The sequence below is a fragment of the Raineyella sp. LH-20 genome (assembly GCF_033110965.1).
Classification (GTDB): Bacteria; Actinomycetota; Actinomycetes; order Propionibacteriales; family Propionibacteriaceae; genus Raineyella.
Genome location: NZ_CP137003.1, coordinates 2,517,700 through 2,538,989, shown reverse-complemented (window position 1 = coordinate 2,538,989; position 21,290 = coordinate 2,517,700). Strand labels below are relative to the sequence as shown.

Here is a 21,290-nt window from a genome sequence, read left to right as displayed (position 1 = left end):
CGTACGCCCCTGAGTCGGCCGTACGCCCGGAGGCTGCGCCGGCGGCTGGCTGGTCGCCGGCGCCCCCCGCTCACTCGTCGGCCAGAATCACCCGTCGACCAGGATCACCCACAGGTGGCGTGGCCCGTGCACGCCCTCGACCCGGCTGAGCTCGATGTCGGAGGTGGCCGACGGGCCGCTGATCCAGGTCAGCGGTCGGCCGTCGCGCACCGACGCCGCCAGCCGCGCGACGGCCTCGGGGACGTCGGAGACCACATCGGAGCTGCGGACCACACAGATGTGCCGGTCGGGCACCAGCGAGAGCGCCCGGCGGCCCTGGCCGGGGCCGTGGTCGAGCACGATGGTGCCGGTCTCGGCGATCCCGACGGCGCTGGCGGTGACCACGGCGTCGGTGGCGTCGAGGTCGGCTGCGGTGAGCGAGCCGTCGTCGACCCGTACGGTCAGGTCCGCCGCCATCTCGAGCGTACGGCGCAGCTGCTCGTCGCAGCCGGCCGGCAGGACCACGCTGTGGGCTCCGGTCTCGGCCAGCCCGCGGACCACTTCGCGGGTCACCTCGGCCGCGGGGCAGCGCACCACGGTGGCCTTGTAGTCGGTCACCGTCTGGTCGAACCGGGCCACCACGTCGGCCATCGGGGTGGGCTGTCCGTACGCCCAGTTGGTCACCGGACCGTCCGGCTCGGTCACATCGGTCAGCGAGGCCCGCACCCGGGCCAGCACGTCGTCACGCGCGCTCATCATGGTTCTCCTTCGACCCGCGGTTTTCCTGCCACCATTGCCGGAACGTCTGGGCCGGCACCATCGGGACGTCACGGTTCTGGGTCCATCGCGACAGCGGACCGGGCAGCGGCCCGATCGTCCGGATCGGCAGCAGCTTGCCGGCCAGCGAGCTCGCCGTGCCGGCGGCCTCCAGGTGCTTGTGGTCGGCCATCACCCAACTGGCCGCCTTCATCATCGCCGGCTCGAACTGGTTGACCTGGTGCCGCTTCTTCTCCTCGACCACCCGGTGCCGCTCGTGCACCAGCAGGTCGGCGATCGGGATCTTCACCGGGCAGACCTCGGCGCACGCCCCACACAGCGACGAGGCGAACGGCAGCGACTTGTCGATCGGATTGTCCACCCCGCGCAGCTGCGGGTTGAGGATGGCACCGATCGGGCCCGGGTAGACGGAGCCGTACGCGTGGCCGCCGACCCGCTCGTACACCGGGCAGATGTTGAGGCAGGCCGAGCAGCGGATGCAGCGCAGCGCCTCGCGACCCTTCGGGTCCTTCAGGGCGTTGGTGCGGCCGTTGTCGAGCAGGATGACGTGCACGTTCTGCGGGCCGTCCCCCTCGGTGGGCCCCGACCACATCGAGGTGTACGGGTTCATCCGCTCCCCGGTGGACGAGCGCGGCAGCAGCCGCAGGAAGACCTCGAGGTCGGCCACGGTGGGCAGCACCTTCTCGATCCCGACCACCGAGATCAGCGTCTCGGGCAGGGTGAGGTTCATCCGGCCGTTGCCCTCGGACTCGACGACCACCAAGGTGCCGGTCTCGGCGACCGCGAAGTTGGCCCCCGAGATGGCGACCTTGGTGCGGAGGAACTTGTTGCGCAGGTGCGTACGGGCTGCCCCGGCCAGCTCCGGCGGCTGCTCGGAGAGGCCCTCCGGCGCCGGAGTGCCGTAGACGCCCATCTCCTCGCGGAAAATCTCGCGGATCTCGCCACGGTTGCGGTGGATCGCCGGGACGAGGATGTGGCTGGGGAAGTCGTGACCGAGTTGGACGATGAGCTCGGCGAGGTCGGTCTCCCAGGCGGCGATCCCGGCCTCCTCCAGCGCCTCGTTCATGCCGATCTCCTGGGTGACCATGGACTTCACCTTGGTCACCTCCCGCTCCCCCGTCGCCTTCACTAGGTCGACGATGAGGCGGTTGGCGTCGGCGGCGTCGCGGGCCCAGTGCACGGTCGCGCCGGCCCGGGTGAGCGAGGCCTCCAGGGTCTCCAGGTGCTGGTCGAGGTGGCGCAACGTACGGTTCTTGATCGCCTCGCCGGCGGCGCGCAGGTCCTGCCAGTTGTCGACCTCGGCGACCACCCGGGCCCGCTTGGCCCGGATGGTGCCGGTGGCGTGACGCAGGTTGGCGCGCTGGACCTGATTCTCCAGGCCCTTGATTGCGGCCTCGGGGAACGGCGGGGCGGGACGCGTCGTCCATTCCGGGGGTGCGGGGGTGAGTCGTCCGTCCTTGTCGCGGGGCGGCTGCTGGGTGGCGGTCACTTGCCGTCGCCTCCTTCGGTGTGGGCGAGGATCTCGGCCAGGTGGATCGGCTTCACCCCACCGCGGTTGCGGTGGATGACGCCGGAGATGTTGAGGGCGCAGAGGTTGTCACCGGTGACCAGATATTCGGCACCGGTCTCCATCACGTGCCGGGCCTTGTCGTTGACCATCGCCCGGGACACGTCAGGGTTCTTCAGCGAGAAGGTGCCGCCGAAACCGCAGCACTGCTCGGCGAACTCCAGCTCGATCAGCTGCAGTCCGCGGACCGCGCGCAGCAACTGGAGCGGCGCGTCGCCGACCTTGGCGACCCGGACCGAGTGGCAGGTCGGGTGGTACGTCACCCGGTGCGGAAAGTATGCACCGACGTCGGTGACGCCGAGCACGTTCACCAGGAACTCGGAGATGTCGAACGTGCGCGAGGCGACCTCGGCGGCCTGACCGGCCAGCCTGTGGTCGCCCGCCTCCTCGGCCAGCATCGCGTGCTGGTGGCGGACGGCACCGACGCAGGATCCGGACGGGCCGACGATGTACTCGTAGTCCGCGAACGCCTTGACGTACGTCTTCACGCTCGGCAGGGCCTCGGGGTAGTAGCCGGTGTTGGTGAACACCTGGCCGCAGCAGGTCTGTTCCTCGGGGAACACGACCGTGCAGCCGAGTCTCTCGAGCAGGCCCACGACGGCCTTCGGTGTGTCGGGGAACATCACGTCGTTGGCGCAGGTGGCGAAGAGCGCCACCGTCTTCCCGGCACCGGGAAGGCCAACGGAGGATGGGGACGTCATTGTCTCTCCTTCACAGGGATGAGAACGGGGATGAGGGATGGGGGATCAGGCGGGCAGCAGCCAGCCGAGGATCGGGGTGGACATCAGGCCGGCCAGCAGGCACAGCACCACCAGCAGGCCGAGGCTCCAGCCGATGATGCGCCGCAGGATCAGCGACTCCTGGCCGATCAGCCCGACCGAGGTGGCCGCGATGGCGAGGTTCTGCGGGCTGATCATCTTGCCGAGCACTCCACCCGACGCGTTGGACGCGGTGGTGAGGAAGGGGTCCAGGCCGATCTGCTTGCCGACCGTGGACTGCAGGCCGGCGAACAGTGCGTTCGCGGTGGTGTCGGAGCCGGTGACGTACGTCCCGAGCCAACCGAGGATCGGCGACAGGAAGGCGAACACCACGCCGGTGCCGGCGATCCAGGTGCCGATCGTGACGGTCTGGCCGGAGAAGTCCATCACGTACGCCAGGGCGACGACCGAGACGATGGTGAGCGCGGTGAAGCGGAGCTTCTTCAGGTTGCGGCCCAGCGAGCCCAGCACGGCACGCGGATGGACCCGGTAGATCGCCGCGGTGATGATGCCGACGATGGCCAGCAGGGTGCCGGGCGAGGACAGCAGGCCCAGCTTGAAGTTGGTCCGACCGACCTTGGCGCCGCTGGCGTCGAGGATGTGCCCACCGAGGCCCGGCCATCCGAAGGTGATGTCGGTCGAGGCCAGCGCGTGCTGGATCGGGTGGACCAGGTTGCTGAGGGAGAACAGCACGACGACGAGGATGTAGGGCACCAGCGCCATGGCGATCCGGCCGCCGGTGAGCTGCTTCGGATCGGCCACGGCGGGCTCCTTCGTCAGGACCGAGGCGGGCTCACCGGTCACCCGGGCGATCCGGCCACCGGCGGGCTCCGCCGGATCGGCCACGGCGGGCTCCTTCGTCAGGACCGAGGCGGGCTCACCGGTCATCCGCCGGGCGATCCGTTCCCGCGCCTCGGCCGACCCGGCCGGCTTCCAGAAGCGCATCAGGATGACGCCGGCGGCGATACCGAGCAGGGACGCGATGACGTCGGTCAGTTCGACCGACACGTAGCTCGAGGTGACCCACTTGGCGGCCGAGAAGACACCGCCGATGACGAGGGCGGCTGGCCAGATCTGCTTGAGTCCCTTGCGTCCGTCGATGAGCAACAGCATCAGGAAGGGCACGATGAGGGCCAGGATCGCCGTCTGGCGGCCGACGAAGGCACCGATCCGGTGGTAGTCCAGACCGGACACGTTGCCGGCCATGATGATCGGAGTCGCGATGGCGCCGAACGCGACCGGGGCGGTGTTGGCCAGCAGCACCGTCAGCGCCGACCGCAGCGGGGAGTATCCGATGGCCACCAGCATCACCGAGGTGATCGCCACCGGCGCACCGAAGCCGGCGAGTGCCTCCAGCAGGCCGCCGAAGCAGAAGGCAACCAGGATGCCGAGCACCCGGGGGTCGTCGCTGATCAGCGAGAAGGTGGAGCGCAGGTCCTCGAACCGGCCGCTGACCACGGTGATGTCGTACATCCAGATCGCGGCCAGCAGGATCCAGGTGATCGGGAAGATCCCGAAGGCGGCGCCCTGCAGGGCCGACAGACCGGCCAGGCCGACCGGCATCCGGAAGGCGAGCACGGCCACCAGGAGGGCGGCCAACAGCGAGGCGAGACCGGCGAGATGGGCCTTCCACTTCAGCACGCCGAGGGTGAGAAGCATGACCAGAATGGGGATGAGCGCCACCAGTGCGGAGGCGGTGACGCTACCCAACGGGTCGAGCGTCGGCTGGAAAGTAGCCATAGGGAACACCTTTGTCCTCATGTCCGACGAAGTCGCAGATCAGCTTTGGTCTGACCATCACTGAGCACAGTAATATTTGGTCTGACCAAAGGTCAAGGCGGTCCCGATAGACTGGCCCGGTGAACGGATCGGAGGGCAGTGACGTGGCCACAGGCGGTCGTGCCTACGAAGTGGTGCTGTCGCACATCGAGGAGGCGATCCTCGCCGGAGAGTTGGTGGTCGGCCAGCAGCTTCCGCCGGAGAGGGACCTGGCGACCCAGTTGGGAGTCAGCCGGGCGGCCGTCCGGGAGGCCATCCACGCCCTGGTCGCCCAGGGCGTGCTCACCGCCTCGGTGGGCCCCCGCGGTGGCACTCGGGTCGCCGCCCTGCGCACCGAGGCGCTGAAGAAGGTGCTCCGCCTCCAGGTCGCCCTGGCCGACTTCCCGGTCGAGGACGTCACGGAAGTGCGGATCGCGCTGGAACGGACCACCATCGCCGCCGCCTGCCGCGACATTACCGACGAGGAGCTGAAAGGGCTGCGGGAGGCGCTGGACCAGATGGCCACCGTCGACGATCCGGACGACTTCAACGATCTCGACACCAGCTTCCACGTGGCGATCGCCCACACCGGTCACAACACCCTGGCCACCGACATGACGATCGCGATCCGGGAATCACTGCGCCGCCCGATCGTGACGGCCGAGAAGCAGATGGCTGACTGGCCGGCCTTCCGACACCAGACGCTGGCCGACCACGAAGCGGTGTACGAGGCACTGGCGGCCCGCGACCCGCGCCGGGCGGCCGAGGCGATGGAGACCCACATCCGGGCCGCGTACGCGATCCTGCCGATCGATCCCGAGCACCCGGGCGTCGTCGGGATGACGGCCCCCGAGGGCCACGAGGTGGATGCCGTCGGCTGAGCACTGCCGTCGGCGGTGCTCAGCGCTACCGCTCGACGAGGGACAGCGAGCGGAGCCCGCGTTCCATGTGCCAGTTGACGAACGCCGCGGTCAGCCCGCTCGCCTCACGTTGCACGGTGGCCTCCACCGCACTGGTGGCGGGCCAGTCCCCCACCAGCAGGGCGCTGAGCAGGTCAAGGGTCGCCGGTTGCGGATGCGCGCTGGCGGGCGGCCGGCAGAAGCGACACACCACCCCGCCGACCGCCGGCGAGAAGGCCGTGTGCGGCCCGGGCGCCCCACAGGAGGCGCAGTCGGTGAAGGTGGGGGCGTAGCCGGCGACCGCCATCGACCGCAGCAGGTAGGAATCCAGCACCATCGCCGCAGGCCTCGGCCCGTCACTGGTGCCCCGAACGAGCACCGCCAGGGCACCGACCAGCAGCCGATACTGCTGCAGGGCCGGCTGGTGCTCCTCCCCCACCAACTTGTCGGCGGTCTCCACCATCGCCTCCCCTGCCGTCCAGGACGGATAGTCGGCGGCCAGCCGGGCACCGTACGCCTGGACCGTCTCCACCTGGTCGACGTAGTGCAGGCTGCGGCCGGTGGCGAGTTGCAGATCGACATGGCTGAACGGCTCGAGCCGCGCCCCGAACTTCGAGCCGGTCCGCCGCACCCCGCGGGCCACCGCGCGGACCTTGCCGTGGGCACGCGTCAGCAGCGTGATGATGCGGTCAGCCTCGCCGAGCTTGTGCGTCCGCAGCACCACCGCCTGGTCGCGATAGGTCGGCACCGCCCCATTCTAAGGTTTCGGACCCCGAATTCCCTGTTGCCGGGGACCGGCACGCCTCGCACGTGAGCCGAATCTGGCGGCTCGCACGGGCCGCCCCGATCCAGAGATCATCGATCCGCGCCATCGCGTGGCTCTCGCGGTCCCGATCGCATCCCGTGATCTGAGCCGCCAGATTCGGCTCACGATCTCCGCGCAAGCGCGGCCCGGAGCTGAGCTATCACTCCATGCCCCTCCTGCACCATTGCCCAACTGACCCGCAGGACGATCCATCCGTCAGCGGCAAGGAGGTTCCACCGCGCCCGATCACCCTCGAAGTCCGCGGCCTGGCTGTGGTGCTCGCGCCCGTCGGCTTCGATCGCGACCCGGAAGTCGGGAAAGGCCACATCGACGTACACCCAGCGCGGCCCGAGCAGCAACCGGTGGTTCGTCACCCAGCCGGTGAGACCTGCGGCCCGGAGGAGCCTGTGGAGGCGCAACTCCAGGACGGACCACGGCGCGAGTTCGGCGAGCATCCGTTTCCGCTCCCGATGCCCAGGCACCCGCGCCATCGCTGACACCGCTTCTCCGAGGCCCGCCAAGGCGTCGCCCCCGACACGCCCTCGAGTGCGCCGCAAGAACTCGCAGGCCGCAGCACCTTCGTCCTGAGCGAGCAACTCCGCTGCCGCGTAGACCGGCATCACAGCGCGGACACCGCGGTGATACATGACATAGCGCTCGGGCCGGTCGCGCTTTCCGGAACCGAAAGGGGCCACCGTCAGGATGGTTGATTCGATCCACGACCACCACCGTTCGGTCGCGCGCCGGCCAGGCCAACGCGGGTGTTGTCTGGGTGCCGAGCTCCCATGCCGCCCGGCCGCTGATGATCGCGGTGGGATGGACCTGACACACAACACGCAGCCACACAGCCAGGTCATCCTCCCGCTCCGGCAGGACATACGCGCCCGGCAGGGCACGAATCAGTCCGTCCCGGCGGACAGCCCGTTTGAGAGTCGCGGGGGAGACCTCGGGCACACCCCCGAGCAGCACGAACCCATCCCGGCAGATCGTCGGGTCGTGATAGACGCTCCAGTTCACGACCAGAGGGTGGGCCGCGGACGGCCCGACAGGACAGCAGCAGGCATGTCTGTGGACAACGCTCCGGGCGCCACCGGCCTGCGCGCAACCCGGATGGCGCGACCGCGTCGACACCGGTCCTAGGCTTGGCCCATGTCGACTCGTACGCCGGTCCCTCCGCCACCTCACCCGTCGGGTGCCCGTCCCCCGCAGATCCCGGCCGACAAGGTGCCGCGCCACGTGGCGATCGTGATGGACGGCAACGGCCGCTGGGCCAAAGAGCGGGGCCTGAAGCGGATCGAAGGGCATGCCCGCGGCGAGGCCGTGCTGATGGATGTGCTGGCCGGAGCTATCGAGATCGGCGTGAAGTACGTGTCGGCGTACGCCTTCTCCACCGAGAACTGGAAGCGCTCGCCCGACGAGGTGCGCTGGCTGATGGGCTTCAACCGCAGCGTGATCGCCCGCCGCCGCGACGAGATGGACGCGATGGGCATCCGGGTGCGCTGGGCGGGCCGGCGTCCGAAGCTGTGGCGGTCGGTGATCCGTGAGCTGGAGTCCGCGGAGGACCAGTCGCGGGAAAACACGACGTTGACCCTGCAGTTCTGCGTCAACTACGGCGGACGGGCCGAGATCGTCGACGCGGCCCGCAAGATCGCCCGGCTGGCCCGCGACGGCAAGCTACGACCGGAGGACATCACCGAGTCCTCGTTCCACCGCTACCTGGACGAGCCGGACGTGCCCGACGTCGACCTGTTCATCCGCTCCTCGGGCGAACAGCGCACCTCCAACTTCCTGGTCTGGCAGTCCGCGTACGCCGAGATGGTCTTCCTCGACACACTGTGGCCCGACGTCGACCGCCGCGACCTATGGGCGGCGATCGAGTCCTACGCCGGCCGGGACCGCCGGATGGGCGGGGCCGTGCCGAACGTCGAGCGCCCCAACGTCGCGCGGTCGACCACCGAGAAGCCCACCATCGAGGACCCCACACAGGGCATGCCCGCCCCCGCCGGACAGGTCGGGAGTGACCGGTCCGGCGGAGACCACTCCACCAGCGCCCGACCGAACACGCTGCACGTCACCAAGACTCCGTACGCCCTGGCCGAGCCGGTGGCACCGGGCGTACGCACCGACGTCATCCCTGAGGATGAGGACGCCGAGCCCGACGACGGCGCCCTGGCCTGACCGCGCCGACCCTGGCCTGACCGCGCCGACCCTGGCCTGACCGCGCCGACCTTGCCCTGGGCGCCCCGACCCTGCCCAGACCATGATGTGCCTGCCCTGACCCGACGCGCCTGAGCCGGGCGGCCACCTCCGGGCTCAACCGAAAAGCAGGCCCCGGACGTACGCCGCCTGGCCGGCATGCTGGGCGGCGTCGTCGATGATGCTGACCAACCGGACGCCGCGGGTGACCGGCGGGTCCCAGCGCTCGTCCACGATGTCGTCGAGCCGGTCCGCGGTGAGCGAGGAGATGTACGCCTTCGTGGCCTCCACCGCGGCGTCCAGGTAACCGGTCAGCAGGGCGGTGTCGGACACCACGACCTTGCCGACGGCAGCCGTGTCGTGGCCGTATCCCATCGACGCGGCGGGCAGGTCGAGACCGAACCGCTCGAACCATCCCTGGCCGGTCCACACCTCGGGTGTGCCGCCCAGCGGTGCGATCTGCACATCCTGTTCGCGTGCAATGTGCCACACCAACCAGGTGATGGAGTTGTGGTCGCCACCGGGGCGAGTGTTCGCCTGGTCGGCCGTCAACCCGCGCAACACCGCGCGACACGCCTCCTGGCTGCGTTCGATTCCGTCGATGAGCAGGTCCTTGACGTCCATGTCGCCGACCCTAGCCCAGTCGTTAGTGTGACCTGAGTCACGAATAATTTCGACGGTCACACCGTGTCAATCGATTAGGGTTCCGGGCATTCCCAACGAAGGAGAATCACCCCATGCTGTCGGACACCTCCCGCCCGATCATCGAGGCCACCGCGCCCGTCGTCGCCGAACGCATCCCCTTCATTACCCCGAAGTTCTACCAGCGGATGTTCGGCGCCCGTCCCGATCTGCTCGACGGCATGTTCAGTCGCTCCAACCAGCTCACCGGTGAGCAGCCGAAGGCACTGGCCGGTTCCATTGTCGCTTTCGCCACCTGGCTGCTGACCCACCCGGACTCCTACCCGGAGACGGTGCTGTCGCGGATCGCGCACAAGCATGCTTCGCTGGGCCTGCAGGAGGACGAGTACCCGACGGTGTACGAGCACCTCTTCGGCGCCATCGCCGCCGACCTCGGCGACGCAGCCACCCCGGAGGTCGTCGACGCCTGGACCGAGGTGTACTGGCTGATGGGCCACGCACTGATCTCGATGGAGAAGAACCTCTACGCGAGTCAGGCCAACGACCGGCCGTTCGCGCCGTGGACGGTGACCGGCAAGGAGATGACCGGCGGCAACGTCGCGGTGATCTCCTTCGCGCCCGCCGACGACACCGCCGTCTCCGACGCCAGGCCCGGCCAGTACGTCTCGCTGCAGGTCCCCACCCCGGACGGCACCCGCCAGGCGCGCCAGTTCACCCTCATCCCCTCCCCCGCAGGCGCCCGGCGGATCGCGGTCAAGCTCGACCCCAACGGCGAGGTCACCCCGCTGATCCACGAGAAGCTGCAGGTCGGCGACGTCTACGATCTGTCCAACCCGTACGGCGACCTGGTGCTGCGCGAGGTGACGGTGCCGCTGGTGCTCGCCTCGGCCGGCATCGGTGTCACCCCGATGCTCGCCCTGCTGGACGCCCTGAAGCAGCGCGAGTCGCAGCGCGAGATCATCGTCCTGCATGCGGACCGTACGTCCGCCGACTGGCCGTTGGCCGACGAGATGACAGCACTGGTCGACGCCCTGCCGAACGCCCGGATCGAGACCTGGTTCGAGGAGGGCGCCGACGGCGACCACCGGGGCCTGATGGACCTGTCCGGCGTGGCCGTCCCCGCCGACGCGAACGTCGTGATGTGCGGCCCGCTGCCCTTCCTCAAGGCCGTCCGCTCCCAGCTGATCGCCTCCGGCCACCCGGCCGAGCAGGTGTTCTACGAGATCTTCGGTCCCGACCTGTGGCTGGTCCAGGGCGAGTGACCTCCCGTCCGGGCCATGCGGTTGGCTGAGCCGCGCGGCGATCCCCTCCGGACGCCACGAAGCCCTGCTTCTCCTCGTGGGAGGCAGGGCTTCGTGCTTCCGGGCTGGGTCGGGGGTGGCGACGGCCCGGAGTCAGGGGTGCGGTGCCGTCAGCGAATGGCGCGGTTGACCGCGTGGGTGACCGCCTGCAGGGAGGCGGTGATGATGTTCTCGTGGATGCCGACGCCCCACATGATCTGGGCGTCGTCACCGTCACCGATCTCGCACTCGACGTACGCCGCCGCCTTGGCATCGCCGCCGGCGGCCATCGCGTGCTCGGTGTAGTCGAGCACCCGCACCGAGCGGGTGCCGAAGCTGGACAGCGCATCGACGTACGCCGACAGCGGGCCGTTGCCCTCGCCGTGGATCTCCAGCTCCTGGTCGTCCATCCGGACGGTGGCGTCGATGGTGTCCACCCCGTTGTTCTGGGTGCGGACCCCCAGCACCTGCAGCGGGCCGGCCGTCTGGATGTACTCGTGGTCGAAGATGTCCCACAGCTCCTGGGAGCTGATCTCGGCGCCCGAGACGTCGGTGGCCTGCTGAACGACGCGGGAGAACTCGATCTGCAGACGACGCGGCAGGTCCAGCTTGTGGTCGGCCTTCATCAGATACGCCATGCCGCCCTTGCCGGACTGCGAGTTGACCCGGATGACCGCCTCGTACGTACGACCGACGTCGTGCGGGTCGATCGGCAGGTACGGAGCCTCCCAGCCACCCTGGTCGACGGTGGTGCCGGCCGCCTTGGCCTTCTTCTCCAGATCCTCCAGCCCCTTCTTGATGGCGTCCTGGTGGGAACCGGAGAAGGCGGTGTAGACCAGATCGCCCGCGTACGGGTGGCGCGGATGGACCGGCAGGCCGGTGCAGTACTCGACGGTCCGCCGGATCTCGTCCATCTGGGAGAAGTCGATCATCGGATCGATGCCCTGGCTGAACAGGTTCATCGCCATGGTGACCAGGTCGACGTTGCCGGTGCGCTCGCCGTGCCCGAACAGGCACCCCTCGACGCGGTCGGCGCCGGCCATCAGCGCCAGCTCGGTCGCCGCGACGGCGGTGCCGCGGTCGTTGTGGGCGTGCAGCGAGACGGTGACGAACTCGCGATGGTTGATGTGGCGACAGAAGTACTCGATCTGGTCGGCGTACACGTTCGGCGTCGACATCTCGACCGTGGCCGGCAGGTTGAGGATGATCTCCCGGTCGGCATCCGGCTGCCAGCGGTCCATCACCGCGTTGCACACCTCGATGGCGTAGTCGGTCGGGGTCTGGGTGAAGATCTCCGGGCTGTACTCGTAGCCGAACCGTACGTCGCCCAGGTACTGCTCGGCGTACTTCATCACCAGGTCGGTGCCACGGCAGGCCAGGTCCTTCGCCTCGTCCTCGTCCATCCGGAAGACGACGCGGCGGAACATCGGGGCCAGCGCGTTGTACATGTGGATGTTCGCCCGGGCAGCGCCCTGCAGGGACTGGGCGGTGCGCTCGATCAGGTCCTCGCGGGCCTGAGTCAGCACGGTGATGGTGACGTCGTCGGGGATCGCATCGTGCTCGATCAGCTGTCGGACGAAGTCGAAGTCGGTCTGGGAGGCCGACGGGAAGCCGATCTCGATCTCCTTGTACCCCATCCGCACCAGCATGTCGAACAGCTTCTGCTTGCGGCTCGGGGTCATCGGGTCGATCAGGGCCTGGTTGCCGTCGCGCAGATCGGTGGACAGCCAGCGCGGAGCAGCGGTCAGCTTCTTGTCGGGCCAGGTGCGGTCCGGCAGCGGGACCGGCTCGAAGGCCTGGTAGCGCTGGATCGGCATCCCGCTGGGCTGCTGCACCGGGCGGGTCTGCGGAACGGTGCCGAACTGACCCGGGACGGTCATCGACGGGTCGGCGACGGGGGCCTGGGGAACGGTGTGGGTGGTCATCTCTTCCTCGCTGTCATGAGTGGCGGACGGCGCGCATCGACTCCGCAGCGAGGAGGCCGACCTCAGTAGGCCTCGCTGCGGCAAGGAAGGAGAATCAGGACCTGTGCCACGTCAGTGACTCTAGTCGATGGATCAACGCTGTCAACCGGTCATCCCATCCGGCCGGCGCCCAGCACCGGTGTCATGGGGGCCGCCCGCTCGATCAACAACGCGACCTGAAGCCGGGTCGACGCGTCGAGCTTCGCCATCGCGTGACTCAGATGGGTCTTGACGGTCGCCGCGCTGCAGCACAGCCGCCGGGCGATCTCGTCGTTGCTGAGGTCCTCGTGGACGAGGAGGGCAACCTCCAACTCGCGGGCTGTCAGCCGCGCAACCCCGCGTGCAGCCTCCAGGTTCTGCTCGCGGTGGGCGACATCGACGAAGTGCCGGATGACATGGCTGGTGCTGCGCGGCGACAGCACGGACTCCCCCGCATGGACCGTACGGATCGCCTGTTGCAGATCCTTGGGCGCGACGTCCTTGAGCAGGAAGCCGCTCGCGCCCGCCTCAAGGGCGTCGAAGACGTACCTGTCGAGATCCACCGACGTCAACGCGATCACCTTGGGCGGATTGACCCCGCGCAGCAGTCGGGCGGTGACGGCGACGCCGTTGACCGTCGGCAGGTGGAGGTCCATCAGGACCACGTCCGGATGGTGCGCATGTACGCGGTCGATCACCTCACCGCCCTCCGATGCCTCGGCGACCACGATCAGACCCTGATCAGCCTCGACGATCGCCCGGATCGCGCTGCGCGCCATCGGGTCGTCGTCCACCACCATCACCCGGATCGGCCGGATGTCCCCCTCTGTGTGTGCCACGGTGATGACTCTAGGAGGGACCTATGACACTCCCCGGTCTCCTGTTGACACTCCCCCGTCTCCTGTGGGTCACCCGGGCTGACCGAGTCGATCAGGTGCTCGATCGGTCTGCCACGGCAGTGACGCCTCGACCACGAACTCCCCCCGTCCGTCCGGCTCGGCGGTCAGGATCCCGCCGAGCAGCGCAGCCCGTTCCTGCATCCCGATCAGCCCACTGCCGGAGCCCGGCAGACCGGCATCCAGGCCCTGCGGGTTGCGCACAGCGAGGTGCACCCCGATCGTCGGCCCGGCGGTCAGCTCCATCCGGACGGGCTGTCCCGGCGCATGTTTCACCGCGTTGGTCAGTGCCTCCTGGACGATCCGGTAGGCGGCACGGTTGAGCAGGTCGGTGGCCTCGTCGGCGTCCTGGACCATGATGGTGGCCTCGATGCAGACACCGGACGCCCGCGCCGAGTCGACCAGTTCAGGCAGGGCGGCGAGCCCGATCGGCGGCACTGGGGCTGGATCACCGGCGACCGCCGGACGGCCCGAAGCCGGCGGCTCACGCAGCGTGCTGACAAGGTCGCGCAGGTCCTCCAGCGAGCGGTGCGCGCTGTCGCGGAGCGCTTCAGCGGAGTCGGCGACCGACGGATCGCTGTCCTGCGCGGCTTCCTCCAGCGCGCCGGCGTGCAGCGAGATGAGAGACAGTCGGTGGGCCAGCGAGTCGTGCACTTCACGGGCCAACCGCTCCCGCTCCGCCAGCCGGACAGCGGTCGTCTCCAGCTGCTCGCTGCGGTCCTCGGCGACCGCCCGCGCCTGCTCCGTCGCCCCGAGGTCCCGGCGGGTGGCTCCGAGATCCCGGCGGGAGCGGATCAGCCACGCGGTGCCGAGCACCACAGCGCCGGCGCCGACGGCGATGCCCACACTGACACCGAGCTGGAGACCCCGGTCAGGAGCGGCCAACGGATCCGACCCCAGCGCGAACACCCACGCGGTGTGACCCCACGGTCGCAGGCCGTCACGCAGCCCGGCAACCAGAGTGATGGCTCCGGCGACAACGGAGGCGATCACCCCCTGCCGGCGGTCCCGGTGCAGGACGACCGCCGCCCCACCGAGCAGCAACAGCAGACTGTCGAGCTGCAGACCCACGGCGAGCACCACGCCCGCCGCCGCCGGCACCCAGGGTTGGCTCCGACGGACGAAGATCGTGAACATCGCCAGCAGCCAGGCCAGCAGCACCAAGGCGCCGAGGCCCGTCAGCTGCCCGCCGACGTCCGCGCTCGTCTGGTAGCCGGGCACCACGCTGAGGGAGCCGACCAGGGCGACCAGACAGGCGAGGATCCCCACCAGACCGCCGAGGACGGTCCAGGCGACACGGCCGACGACCGTCCAGGGGACGGCCCTTCGGAGGTCGGCCGCGAGGGTGGCGGATGGTTCGGATCGGCTCAGCACGAAGCTGATCATACGTTCGATTCCTGGCCCCGGGATCAGCCGATCGGTTGATATCGACGCCTCCGCCGCACCTGAAGTGATGAGCGGGCGGACCCGGTCGGCCGATGTGGCACCGCCGTCTCTCCCGGTTCCATGGAACCTGTCAGCACGACGAGACAAGGCAGCACGAAACAGGAGACCCCCGATGTCCCAGCCCCCCTTCCCCCAGCAGCCGAACCCGCAGTTCCAGCAGGTCCCCGGCCAGCCCACCCCGCCGCAGCAGCCCGTCAAGCCGAGGAAGAAGTGGTACCAGCGGGTCTGGGTCTGGATCCTCGTCGCCATCGTCTTCATCGTCATCGCCGCGAACGGTAACAAGGGCGGTGACACGACCGCCGGCTCGACGCCATCGCAGGCCCCCACCCAGGCGACCACCCAGCAGGCCGGCGAGCAGGTCGCCGCGCAGCCTGAGAAGGCGCCGGAGAAGCCGTCCGAGCAGACCTTCGCGATGAACCAGCCGGTCGACACCAACGACCTGCAGTACACCGTCACCAAGGTGCAGAAGGGCGTCAGCAAGGTGGGCAACGAGTACCTCAACCAGAAGGCCCAGGGGCAGTACGTCCTGGTCAGCGTCACGGTGAAGAACACCAGCAAGTCCGCCAGCACGTTCACCTCGAGCCTCGTGAAGCTCTACGACAAGGACGGCAACGAGTACAGCACCGACACCATGGCGGAGATCTACGCCAACGACCAGAACACGACGTTCCTGGAGCAGATCAATCCGGGCAACAGCGTCAAGGGGCTGCTGGTGTTCGACGTCCCCAAGGACGTCCAGCCGACCGAGCTCGGTGTGAGCGGCGGCCTGTTCAGCGCGGAGAAGAAGATCACTCTCTCCTGACCCCCCACGCCTCCGCTGCTGGGGGGCAGCGGAACGGCGAGCGGCCCGCGGGTTTCCACCCGCGGGCCGCTTCGCCACGTCCGCCTCCTACGGATCGCGCGATCCGTACGATCAGACGATCCGTACGACCAGCACTGTCAGTCGGTGCCCTGGTCGAAGGCGGCGCGATCGAGCGCTTCACTGTCGTCGTCGGGCCCGTTGCCACCGGCGATCGCGGTCGAGGCGCCGCTCTCCAGCGCGCCGACCAACTCGGCCGTGGCACCGCCGACGATGCCCTGCTGGGCGTACTGCTCGAGGCGGGCCCGCGAGTCCGCGATGTCGAGGTTGCGCATGGTGAGCTGACCGATCCGGTCCTCCGGGCCGAACGCCGCGTCGGTGACCCGCTCCATCGAGAGCTTCTCCGGGTGGTAGCTCAGTGCCGGGCCCTCGGTGTCGAGGATGGTGTAGTCGTCACCACGACGCAGCCGCAGGGTCACCGATCCGGTGATCGCCGACCCGACCCAGCGCTGCAGCGACTCGCGCAGCATCAGCGACTGTGGGTCGAGCCAACGGCCCTCGTACATCAGCCGGCCGAGGCGACGGCCCTCGTTGTGGTAGTTCGCGACGGTGTCCTCGTTGTGGATCGCGTTGAGCAGCCGCTCGTAGCCGATGTGCAGCAGCGCCATGCCCGGGGCCTCGTAGATGCCGCGGGACTTGGCCTCGATGATCCGGTTCTCGATCTGGTCGGAGACGCCCAGGCCGTGCCGGCCACCGATGGCGTTGGCCTCCAGGACCAGCTCGACCGCGCTGGCGAACGTCTGCCCGTTGATCTCCACCGGACGGCCCTGCTCGAAGCGGACCGTCACCTCCTCGGTGACCACCTGGACATTCTCGTCCCAGGCCTTGACGCCCATGATCGGCTCGACGATGTCCAGACCGGCGTCGAGCATCTCGAGCTGCTTGGCCTCGTGAGTGGCGCCCCAGATGTTGGCGTCGGTGGAGTAGGCCTTCTCCTTGGAGTCGCGGTACGGCAGGTCCCGCTCGCCCAGCCACTGCGACATCTCGTCGCGGCCACCCAGCTCGTTGACGAAGTCGACGTCGAGCCAGGGCTTGTAGATCTGCAGCTGCGGGTTGGCCATCAGGCCGTAGCGGTAGAACCGCTCGATGTCGTTGCCCTTGTAGGTGGAGCCGTCGCCCCAGATGTTGACGCCGTCCTCCTTCATCGCGCGGACCAGCAGCGTGCCGGTCACCGCACGTCCCAGCGGCGTCGTGTTGAAGTAGGCCTTGCCCGCGGTCCGGATGTGGAAGGCGCCGCACTGGAGGGCGGACAGGCCCTCCTCGACCAGCGCCTCACGGCAGTCGACCAGGCGGGAGATCTCCGCGCCGTACGCCCCGGCGCGACCGGGCACCGAGGCGATGTCCGGCTCGTCGTACTGCCCGATGTCAGCGGTGTACGTGCACGGGATCGCGCCCTTCTCACGCATCCAGGCGACGGCGACGGAGGTGTCGAGACCTCCGGAGAAAGCGAGGCCGACGCGCTCGCCGACCGGCAGGGAAGTCAGAACCTTGGACATGAGCGTCAGCCTATCGTCCCGGCCACCCCCGACGACGCCCCGTCCGCCCTGTCCGCCCCGCCCGCGGCGGACGAACGAGACGAACGAGACGTACGGACAGGGCGGACAGTACGGGGCGCGACGTAGCAGTCGGCCGACGGGCTCAGAAACCCAGCCGGTTGAGGAACTTGGGGTCGCGCTGCCAGTCCTTCATCACCTTGACCTTGAGATCCAGGTAGACCGGCACCCCGAGCAGGTGCGCGATCTGCTGGCGGGCCGCGGTGCCCACCTGACGCAGCCGCTCCCCCTTGTGCCCGATCACGATGCCCTTCTGCGAGTCACGCTCCACCACCATCGAGGCGTAGATGTCGAGCAGCGGCTTGTCCTCCGGACGATCGGCGCGCATCCGCATCTCGTCGACCATCACGGCGATGGAGTGCGGCAGCTCGTCGCGAACACCCTCCAGCACCGCCTCCCGGATCAGTTCGGCGACCAGCTGTTCCTCCGGCTCGTCGGTGAACTCGTCGTCCGGGTAGTACTGCGGACCGGGCGGCAGCAGGCCGAGCAGGACGTCGCCGACCTCGGCGACCTGGTCGCCGGTCAGCCCGGAGACCGGGATGATGTGCGCCCAGCTGATGCCGAGCTTCTCCTCCAGCGCCTGGATCGCCATCAGGTGCTGGCGCAGCCGGTCACCACTGACCAGGTCGGACTTCGTCGCCAGCGCCACCAGCGTGGGCCGGTTGCGCAGCCGGGCGAGCTGCTCGACGAGGTAGCTGTCGCCGGGGCCGATCCGCTGGCTCGCCGGCAGACACACCGCCACCACGTCGACCTCGGACCAGGTGTCGCGGACCAGGTCGTTGAGCCGCTCCCCCAGCAACGTACGGGGCCGGTGCAGGCCCGGCGTGTCGATCAGCACCAGCTGCCCGTCGGGCCGGGTGATGATGCCGCGGACGACGTGGCGGGTGGTCTGCGGCTTGTCCGAGGCGATGGCGATCTTCTGCCCCACCAAGGCGTTGGTCAGTGTCGACTTCCCGGCGTTCGGCCGGCCGACGAAGCACACGAAGCCGGAACGGTAGCCGCCCTCGTCCCCGCGGCGGTCGCCGCTGCTGGTCGGTGCGTCCATCACTCGTCCTCCGTCTCCTGCGCCGAGCGGAACACCGCCGAGGTGCCCCGCTCGTCACCCGCGTCTGTGTCGTCCCCCACCTGGGTGACGAGCACGGTGCCGATCTGGTTGCGCCGGCCCTGGGCGCGTTCGGCCACCAGCTCCAGGCCCTCCCAGCGCACCACGGAGCCGGCGATCGGCACCATGTTGAGCAGTTTGGCCATCAGGCCGCCGACCGTGTCGACGTCCTCGTCGTCCAGCTTGCGCCCGAACAACTCCCCCAGCTCGTCGACGGCCAGCCGGGCCGAGACCCGGTAGCGGCCCTCGGAGAGCCTGGTGACCGGGGCGATCTCGGCGTCGTACTCGTCCACGATCTCGCCGACGATCTCCTCGAGGATGTCCTCGATCGTCGCCAGCCCTGAGGTGCCACCGAACTCGTCGACCACCATCACCAGGTGCGAGTGGGTGGCCTGCATCTCCCGCAGCAGGTCGTCGACCGGCTTGGAGTCGGGACACCAGGTGGGCGGGCGCATCAGCGACGAGACCCGCTCGGTGGTCTGGGCCTGCGGGTTGTCGTACGTACGCTTCATCAGGTCCTTGAGGAAGACGATGCCGACCACGTTGTCCAGTCCGCCCTCGCCGACGACCGGGATCCGGCTGAAACCGGACCGCAGGGCCAACGAGGTCGCCTGGCGCAGCGTCTTGTTGTCCTCGATCGACACGATGTCGGTCCGCGGCACCATCACCTCCTTGACCATGGTGTCGCCGAGCTCGAAGACCGAGTGGATCATCCGGCGCTCGCCGGCCTCGATCACGTCGGACTCCTCGGCCTTGTCGACCAGTTCCCGCAACTCGGCCTCCGACGAGAAGGGTCCGTCGTCGAAGCCACGGCCGGGGGTGAGGATGTTGCCGATGGCGATCAGCAGCTGCGGGATCGGCCCCAGCACGGTGGTCAGCAGCATCACCAGGCCCGAGGTGCGAGTGGCGATGCCGTCGGCGTGCTGACGGCCGAGCGTACGCGGCGCGACCCCCCAGGCGATGAACGAGACGACCACCATGGACCCGATCGCCAACAGCAGCTCGGCCCAGTCCCGCAGCTGCAGGTCCACCACCACGCGGGCCACCAGCACGATGGCGGTGACCTCGAGGATGGTCCGGATGAAGAGGATCGCGTTCACGGTGGGCGCGGGGTCCTCGGTGATCAGTTCGAGCCGCTTGGCGCCGCTCACCCCCTCCTCGACCAGGTTCTGGGCCCTGGCATGGGAGAAGGAGTGCAGCGCGGACTCGATCGCGGCGAGGAATCCCGCCGCGACGGCGAAGACGAGGGCGAGGACCAGCTGGACGATGTCCGGCTCGCTCATGCGCCCTTCCCGCCCGCCCGATGCTCCTCGTACGCCGCCATCAGGCGGTCGTGCAGTCCGAACATCTCGGCGTGCTCCTCGGGGGTGGCGTGGTCGTAGCCGAGCAGGTGCAGGATGCCGTGCACCAGCAGGTACTCCGCCTCCTGGTCCGGCGTCCGGTCGTTCTCGGCGGCCTGGCGCGCCGTCACCGCCGGGGCCAGCACGATGTCGCCGAGCAGCCCCTCGGGCTCCGGCTCGTCCGGTTCGGGGATGCGCAACTCGTCCATCGGGAACGACAGCACGTCGGTCGGACCGGGAAGGTCCATGTACTTGACGTGGTAGGCCGCCATCGTCTCCTCGTCGACCAGCACGATCGACAGCTCGGCCTGCGGATGGATCCGCAACTCCGCCAGCACCCAGGTGGCCAGCGTGGCCAGCCCCTGCTCATCCGCCTCGATCCCTGACTCGTTGTTCAGTTCGACGCTCACCGGCGTGGGGTCCCCTTCTTCTGGTCCTGATTGTGGCGGTCCTGCGCGCCGACGGCCTCGAATCGGTCGTACGCGGCGACGATCCGGCCGACCAGCCGGTGCCGTACGACGTCCTTGGCGGTCAGCTCACAGAAGGCGATGTCCTCGACGTCGTGGAGGATGTCGGTGACCACCCGCAGGCCCGATCGCTGGCCACCCGGCAGATCGACCTGGGTGACGTCACCGGTGATCACCATCTTCGACCCGAAGCCGAGCCGGGTGAGGAACATCTTCATCTGCTCGGCGGTGGTGTTCTGCGCCTCGTCGAGGATGATGAACGCGTCGTTGAGCGTACGACCACGCATGTACGCCAGCGGGGCCACCTCGATGGTGCCGGCGGTGAGCAGCCGCGGGATGGAGTCGGGATCGACCATGTCGTGCAGGGCGTCGTAGAGCGGCCGTACGTACGGGTCGATCTTGTCGCTCAGCGTGCCGGGCAGGTAGCCGAGGTGTTCGCCGGCCTCCACCGCGGGACGGGTGAGGATGAGCCGGTTGACCTCCTTGCGCTGCAGTGCCTGGACCGCCTTCGCCACCGCGAGATAGGTTTTGCCGGTGCCCGCCGGGCCGATGCCGAAAACGACCGTGTGCCGGTCGATCGCGTCGACGTAGTGCTTCTGGTTGAGGGTCTTCGGGCGGATGGTCCGGCCGCGGTTGGACAGGATCGAGTGGGTGAGCACGTCGGCGGGACGGACCTCGGTCTCCCCCGCGAGCATCCCCACCAGGCGCTCGACGGCGTCCGCCGTCAGCCCCTGACCGGTGCGGATGATGGTGACCATCTCGGTCAGTGCCTCCGTGCCCGCGCGCAGCGCGGCTTCGTCGCCGGACAGGTGGATCTCGTTGCCCCGGACGTGGATGTCGGCGTCGAGCACCCGCTCGAGGATCCGCAGGAACTCGTCGCGAGGGCCGAGCACCGACACCATGTCGATGGACGCCGGCACGACGAGCGTACGGACCCCCCGGCCCTTGTCGTCGTCGATCACGTCGAGGGTGCGTACGCTGGACAGGATGCCTCCGAAGGTCGCCGGACGCGGCGTCCCGGGA

General features: G+C 69.1%; 18 protein-coding genes and 1 pseudogene. 4 read left to right on the top strand and 15 right to left on the bottom strand.

Going from position 1 to position 21,290, the window contains the following annotated elements; all coding sequences use genetic code 11:
* Positions 1-87 precede the first annotated feature (87 nt).
* The 4 genes from R0146_RS11130 to R0146_RS11115 are packed head-to-tail and all read right to left on the bottom strand — an operon-like array spanning position 88 to position 4,830.
* A complete protein-coding gene (locus R0146_RS11130) occupies positions 88-735 on the bottom strand; it encodes a LutC/YkgG family protein (protein ID WP_317689658.1) in 648 nt (215 codons plus the stop codon).
* On the bottom strand, positions 722-2,245 hold the full coding sequence (locus R0146_RS11125; protein ID WP_411567141.1) for a LutB/LldF family L-lactate oxidation iron-sulfur protein: 1,524 nt from the start codon (positions 2,243-2,245) through the stop codon (positions 722-724). The genes R0146_RS11130 and R0146_RS11125 overlap by 14 nt, the downstream gene beginning before the upstream one ends.
* The gene (locus tag R0146_RS11120; RefSeq protein WP_317689657.1) at positions 2,242-3,024 is read right to left on the bottom strand and encodes a (Fe-S)-binding protein; all 783 of its coding nucleotides are present in this window, start codon (positions 3,022-3,024) and stop codon (positions 2,242-2,244) included. The genes R0146_RS11125 and R0146_RS11120 overlap by 4 nt, the downstream gene beginning before the upstream one ends.
* A gap of 45 nt (positions 3,025-3,069) precedes the next feature.
* On the bottom strand, positions 3,070-4,830 hold the full coding sequence (locus R0146_RS11115; protein WP_317689654.1) for an L-lactate permease: 1,761 nt from the start codon (positions 4,828-4,830) through the stop codon (positions 3,070-3,072).
* A gap of 110 nt (positions 4,831-4,940) precedes the next feature.
* On the opposite strand from R0146_RS11115, the gene R0146_RS11110 reads away from it, so the two are divergent.
* Positions 4,941-5,720: a FadR/GntR family transcriptional regulator gene (locus R0146_RS11110; RefSeq protein WP_317689651.1), complete on the top strand. Its 780-nt coding sequence runs from the start codon at positions 4,941-4,943 to the stop codon at positions 5,718-5,720.
* A 25-nt stretch (positions 5,721-5,745) separates the two neighbouring features.
* Here the strand turns inward: R0146_RS11110 and recO are convergent, their stop codons facing one another.
* Both recO and R0146_RS11100 read right to left on the bottom strand, forming a co-directional pair.
* Complete coding sequence (recO, locus tag R0146_RS11105; RefSeq protein ID WP_317689649.1) at positions 5,746-6,486, bottom strand: DNA repair protein RecO; 741 nt, start codon at positions 6,484-6,486, stop codon at positions 5,746-5,748.
* Between the two features lie 179 nt (positions 6,487-6,665).
* Positions 6,666-7,238: an endonuclease domain-containing protein gene (locus R0146_RS11100; protein WP_317689647.1), complete on the bottom strand. Its 573-nt coding sequence runs from the start codon at positions 7,236-7,238 to the stop codon at positions 6,666-6,668.
* 454 nt (positions 7,239-7,692) lie between these two features.
* Between R0146_RS11100 and R0146_RS11095 the strand changes: the two are divergent.
* Positions 7,693-8,478: pseudogene (locus R0146_RS11095) on the top strand (isoprenyl transferase); the annotation flags it as partial.
* Positions 8,479-8,856: 378 nt separating this feature from the next.
* Here R0146_RS11095 and R0146_RS11090 read toward each other — a convergent pair.
* On the bottom strand, positions 8,857-9,363 hold the full coding sequence (locus R0146_RS11090; RefSeq protein ID WP_317689644.1) for a mycothiol transferase: 507 nt from the start codon (positions 9,361-9,363) through the stop codon (positions 8,857-8,859).
* Between the two features lie 113 nt (positions 9,364-9,476).
* Between R0146_RS11090 and R0146_RS11085 the strand changes: the two genes are divergently transcribed.
* On the top strand, positions 9,477-10,643 hold the full coding sequence (locus R0146_RS11085; RefSeq protein ID WP_317689642.1) for a globin domain-containing protein: 1,167 nt from the start codon (positions 9,477-9,479) through the stop codon (positions 10,641-10,643).
* Positions 10,644-10,792: 149 nt separating this feature from the next.
* On the opposite strand, the gene leuA is transcribed toward R0146_RS11085, so the two are convergent.
* The 3 genes from leuA to R0146_RS11070 all read right to left on the bottom strand — a co-directional run bounded on the left by leuA (position 10,793) and on the right by R0146_RS11070 (position 14,874).
* The gene (gene leuA, locus R0146_RS11080) at positions 10,793-12,478 is read right to left on the bottom strand and encodes a 2-isopropylmalate synthase (RefSeq protein WP_317692388.1); all 1,686 of its coding nucleotides are present in this window, start codon (positions 12,476-12,478) and stop codon (positions 10,793-10,795) included.
* A gap of 257 nt (positions 12,479-12,735) precedes the next feature.
* On the bottom strand, positions 12,736-13,443 hold the full coding sequence (locus R0146_RS11075; RefSeq protein WP_317689640.1) for a response regulator: 708 nt from the start codon (positions 13,441-13,443) through the stop codon (positions 12,736-12,738).
* 69 nt (positions 13,444-13,512) lie between these two features.
* On the bottom strand, positions 13,513-14,874 hold the full coding sequence (locus R0146_RS11070) for a sensor histidine kinase (protein WP_317689638.1): 1,362 nt from the start codon (positions 14,872-14,874) through the stop codon (positions 13,513-13,515).
* Positions 14,875-15,058: 184 nt separating this feature from the next.
* Between R0146_RS11070 and R0146_RS11065 the strand changes: the two genes are divergently transcribed.
* Positions 15,059-15,748: a DUF4352 domain-containing protein gene (locus R0146_RS11065; RefSeq protein ID WP_317689636.1), complete on the top strand. Its 690-nt coding sequence runs from the start codon at positions 15,059-15,061 to the stop codon at positions 15,746-15,748.
* 137 nt (positions 15,749-15,885) lie between these two features.
* On the opposite strand, the gene argG is transcribed toward R0146_RS11065, so the two are convergent.
* The 5 genes from argG to R0146_RS11040 form a co-directional block, all read right to left on the bottom strand.
* A complete protein-coding gene (gene argG / locus R0146_RS11060) occupies positions 15,886-17,301 on the bottom strand; it encodes an argininosuccinate synthase (RefSeq protein WP_317689634.1) in 1,416 nt (471 codons plus the stop codon).
* A 142-nt stretch (positions 17,302-17,443) separates the two neighbouring features.
* Positions 17,444-18,403, bottom strand: coding sequence for a GTPase Era (era, locus tag R0146_RS11055; RefSeq protein WP_317689632.1), 960 nt, complete (start codon positions 18,401-18,403; stop codon positions 17,444-17,446).
* On the bottom strand, positions 18,403-19,743 hold the full coding sequence (locus tag R0146_RS11050) for a hemolysin family protein (RefSeq protein ID WP_317689631.1): 1,341 nt from the start codon (positions 19,741-19,743) through the stop codon (positions 18,403-18,405). Before R0146_RS11050 ends, era begins: the two co-directional genes overlap by 1 nt.
* Positions 19,740-20,210, bottom strand: coding sequence for an rRNA maturation RNase YbeY (gene ybeY, locus R0146_RS11045; protein WP_317689630.1), 471 nt, complete (start codon positions 20,208-20,210; stop codon positions 19,740-19,742). Before ybeY ends, R0146_RS11050 begins: the two co-directional genes overlap by 4 nt.
* Positions 20,207-21,169, bottom strand: a complete 963-nt coding sequence (locus tag R0146_RS11040; protein ID WP_317692387.1) for a PhoH family protein — start codon at positions 21,167-21,169, stop codon at positions 20,207-20,209. Before R0146_RS11040 ends, ybeY begins: the two co-directional genes overlap by 4 nt.
* Positions 21,170-21,290: the final 121 nt, after the last annotated feature.

What these genes read in the sequence shown, in the direction of transcription:
- R0146_RS11090 (WP_317689644.1), bottom strand. Translation starts at nt 9,363, where the DNA reads ATGGACGTCAAGGACCTGCTCATCGACGGAATCGAACGCAGCCAGGAG.
- R0146_RS11130 (WP_317689658.1), bottom strand. Translation starts at nt 735, where the DNA reads ATGAGCGCGCGTGACGACGTGCTGGCCCGGGTGCGGGCCTCGCTGACC.
- R0146_RS11085 (WP_317689642.1), top strand. Translation starts at nt 9,477, where the DNA reads ATGCTGTCGGACACCTCCCGCCCGATCATCGAGGCCACCGCGCCCGTC.
- R0146_RS11065 (WP_317689636.1), top strand. Translation starts at nt 15,059, where the DNA reads ATGTCCCAGCCCCCCTTCCCCCAGCAGCCGAACCCGCAGTTCCAGCAG.
- R0146_RS11040 (WP_317692387.1), bottom strand. Translation starts at nt 21,169, where the DNA reads ATGGTGTCGGTGCTCGGCCCTCGCGACGAGTTCCTGCGGATCCTCGAG.
- leuA (WP_317692388.1), bottom strand. Translation starts at nt 12,478, where the DNA reads ATGCCGATCCAGCGCTACCAGGCCTTCGAGCCGGTCCCGCTGCCGGAC.
- R0146_RS11050 (WP_317689631.1), bottom strand. Translation starts at nt 19,743, where the DNA reads ATGAGCGAGCCGGACATCGTCCAGCTGGTCCTCGCCCTCGTCTTCGCC.
- R0146_RS11120 (WP_317689657.1), bottom strand. Translation starts at nt 3,024, where the DNA reads ATGACGTCCCCATCCTCCGTTGGCCTTCCCGGTGCCGGGAAGACGGTG.
- era (WP_317689632.1), bottom strand. Translation starts at nt 18,403, where the DNA reads ATGGACGCACCGACCAGCAGCGGCGACCGCCGCGGGGACGAGGGCGGC.
- argG (WP_317689634.1), bottom strand. Translation starts at nt 17,301, where the DNA reads ATGTCCAAGGTTCTGACTTCCCTGCCGGTCGGCGAGCGCGTCGGCCTC.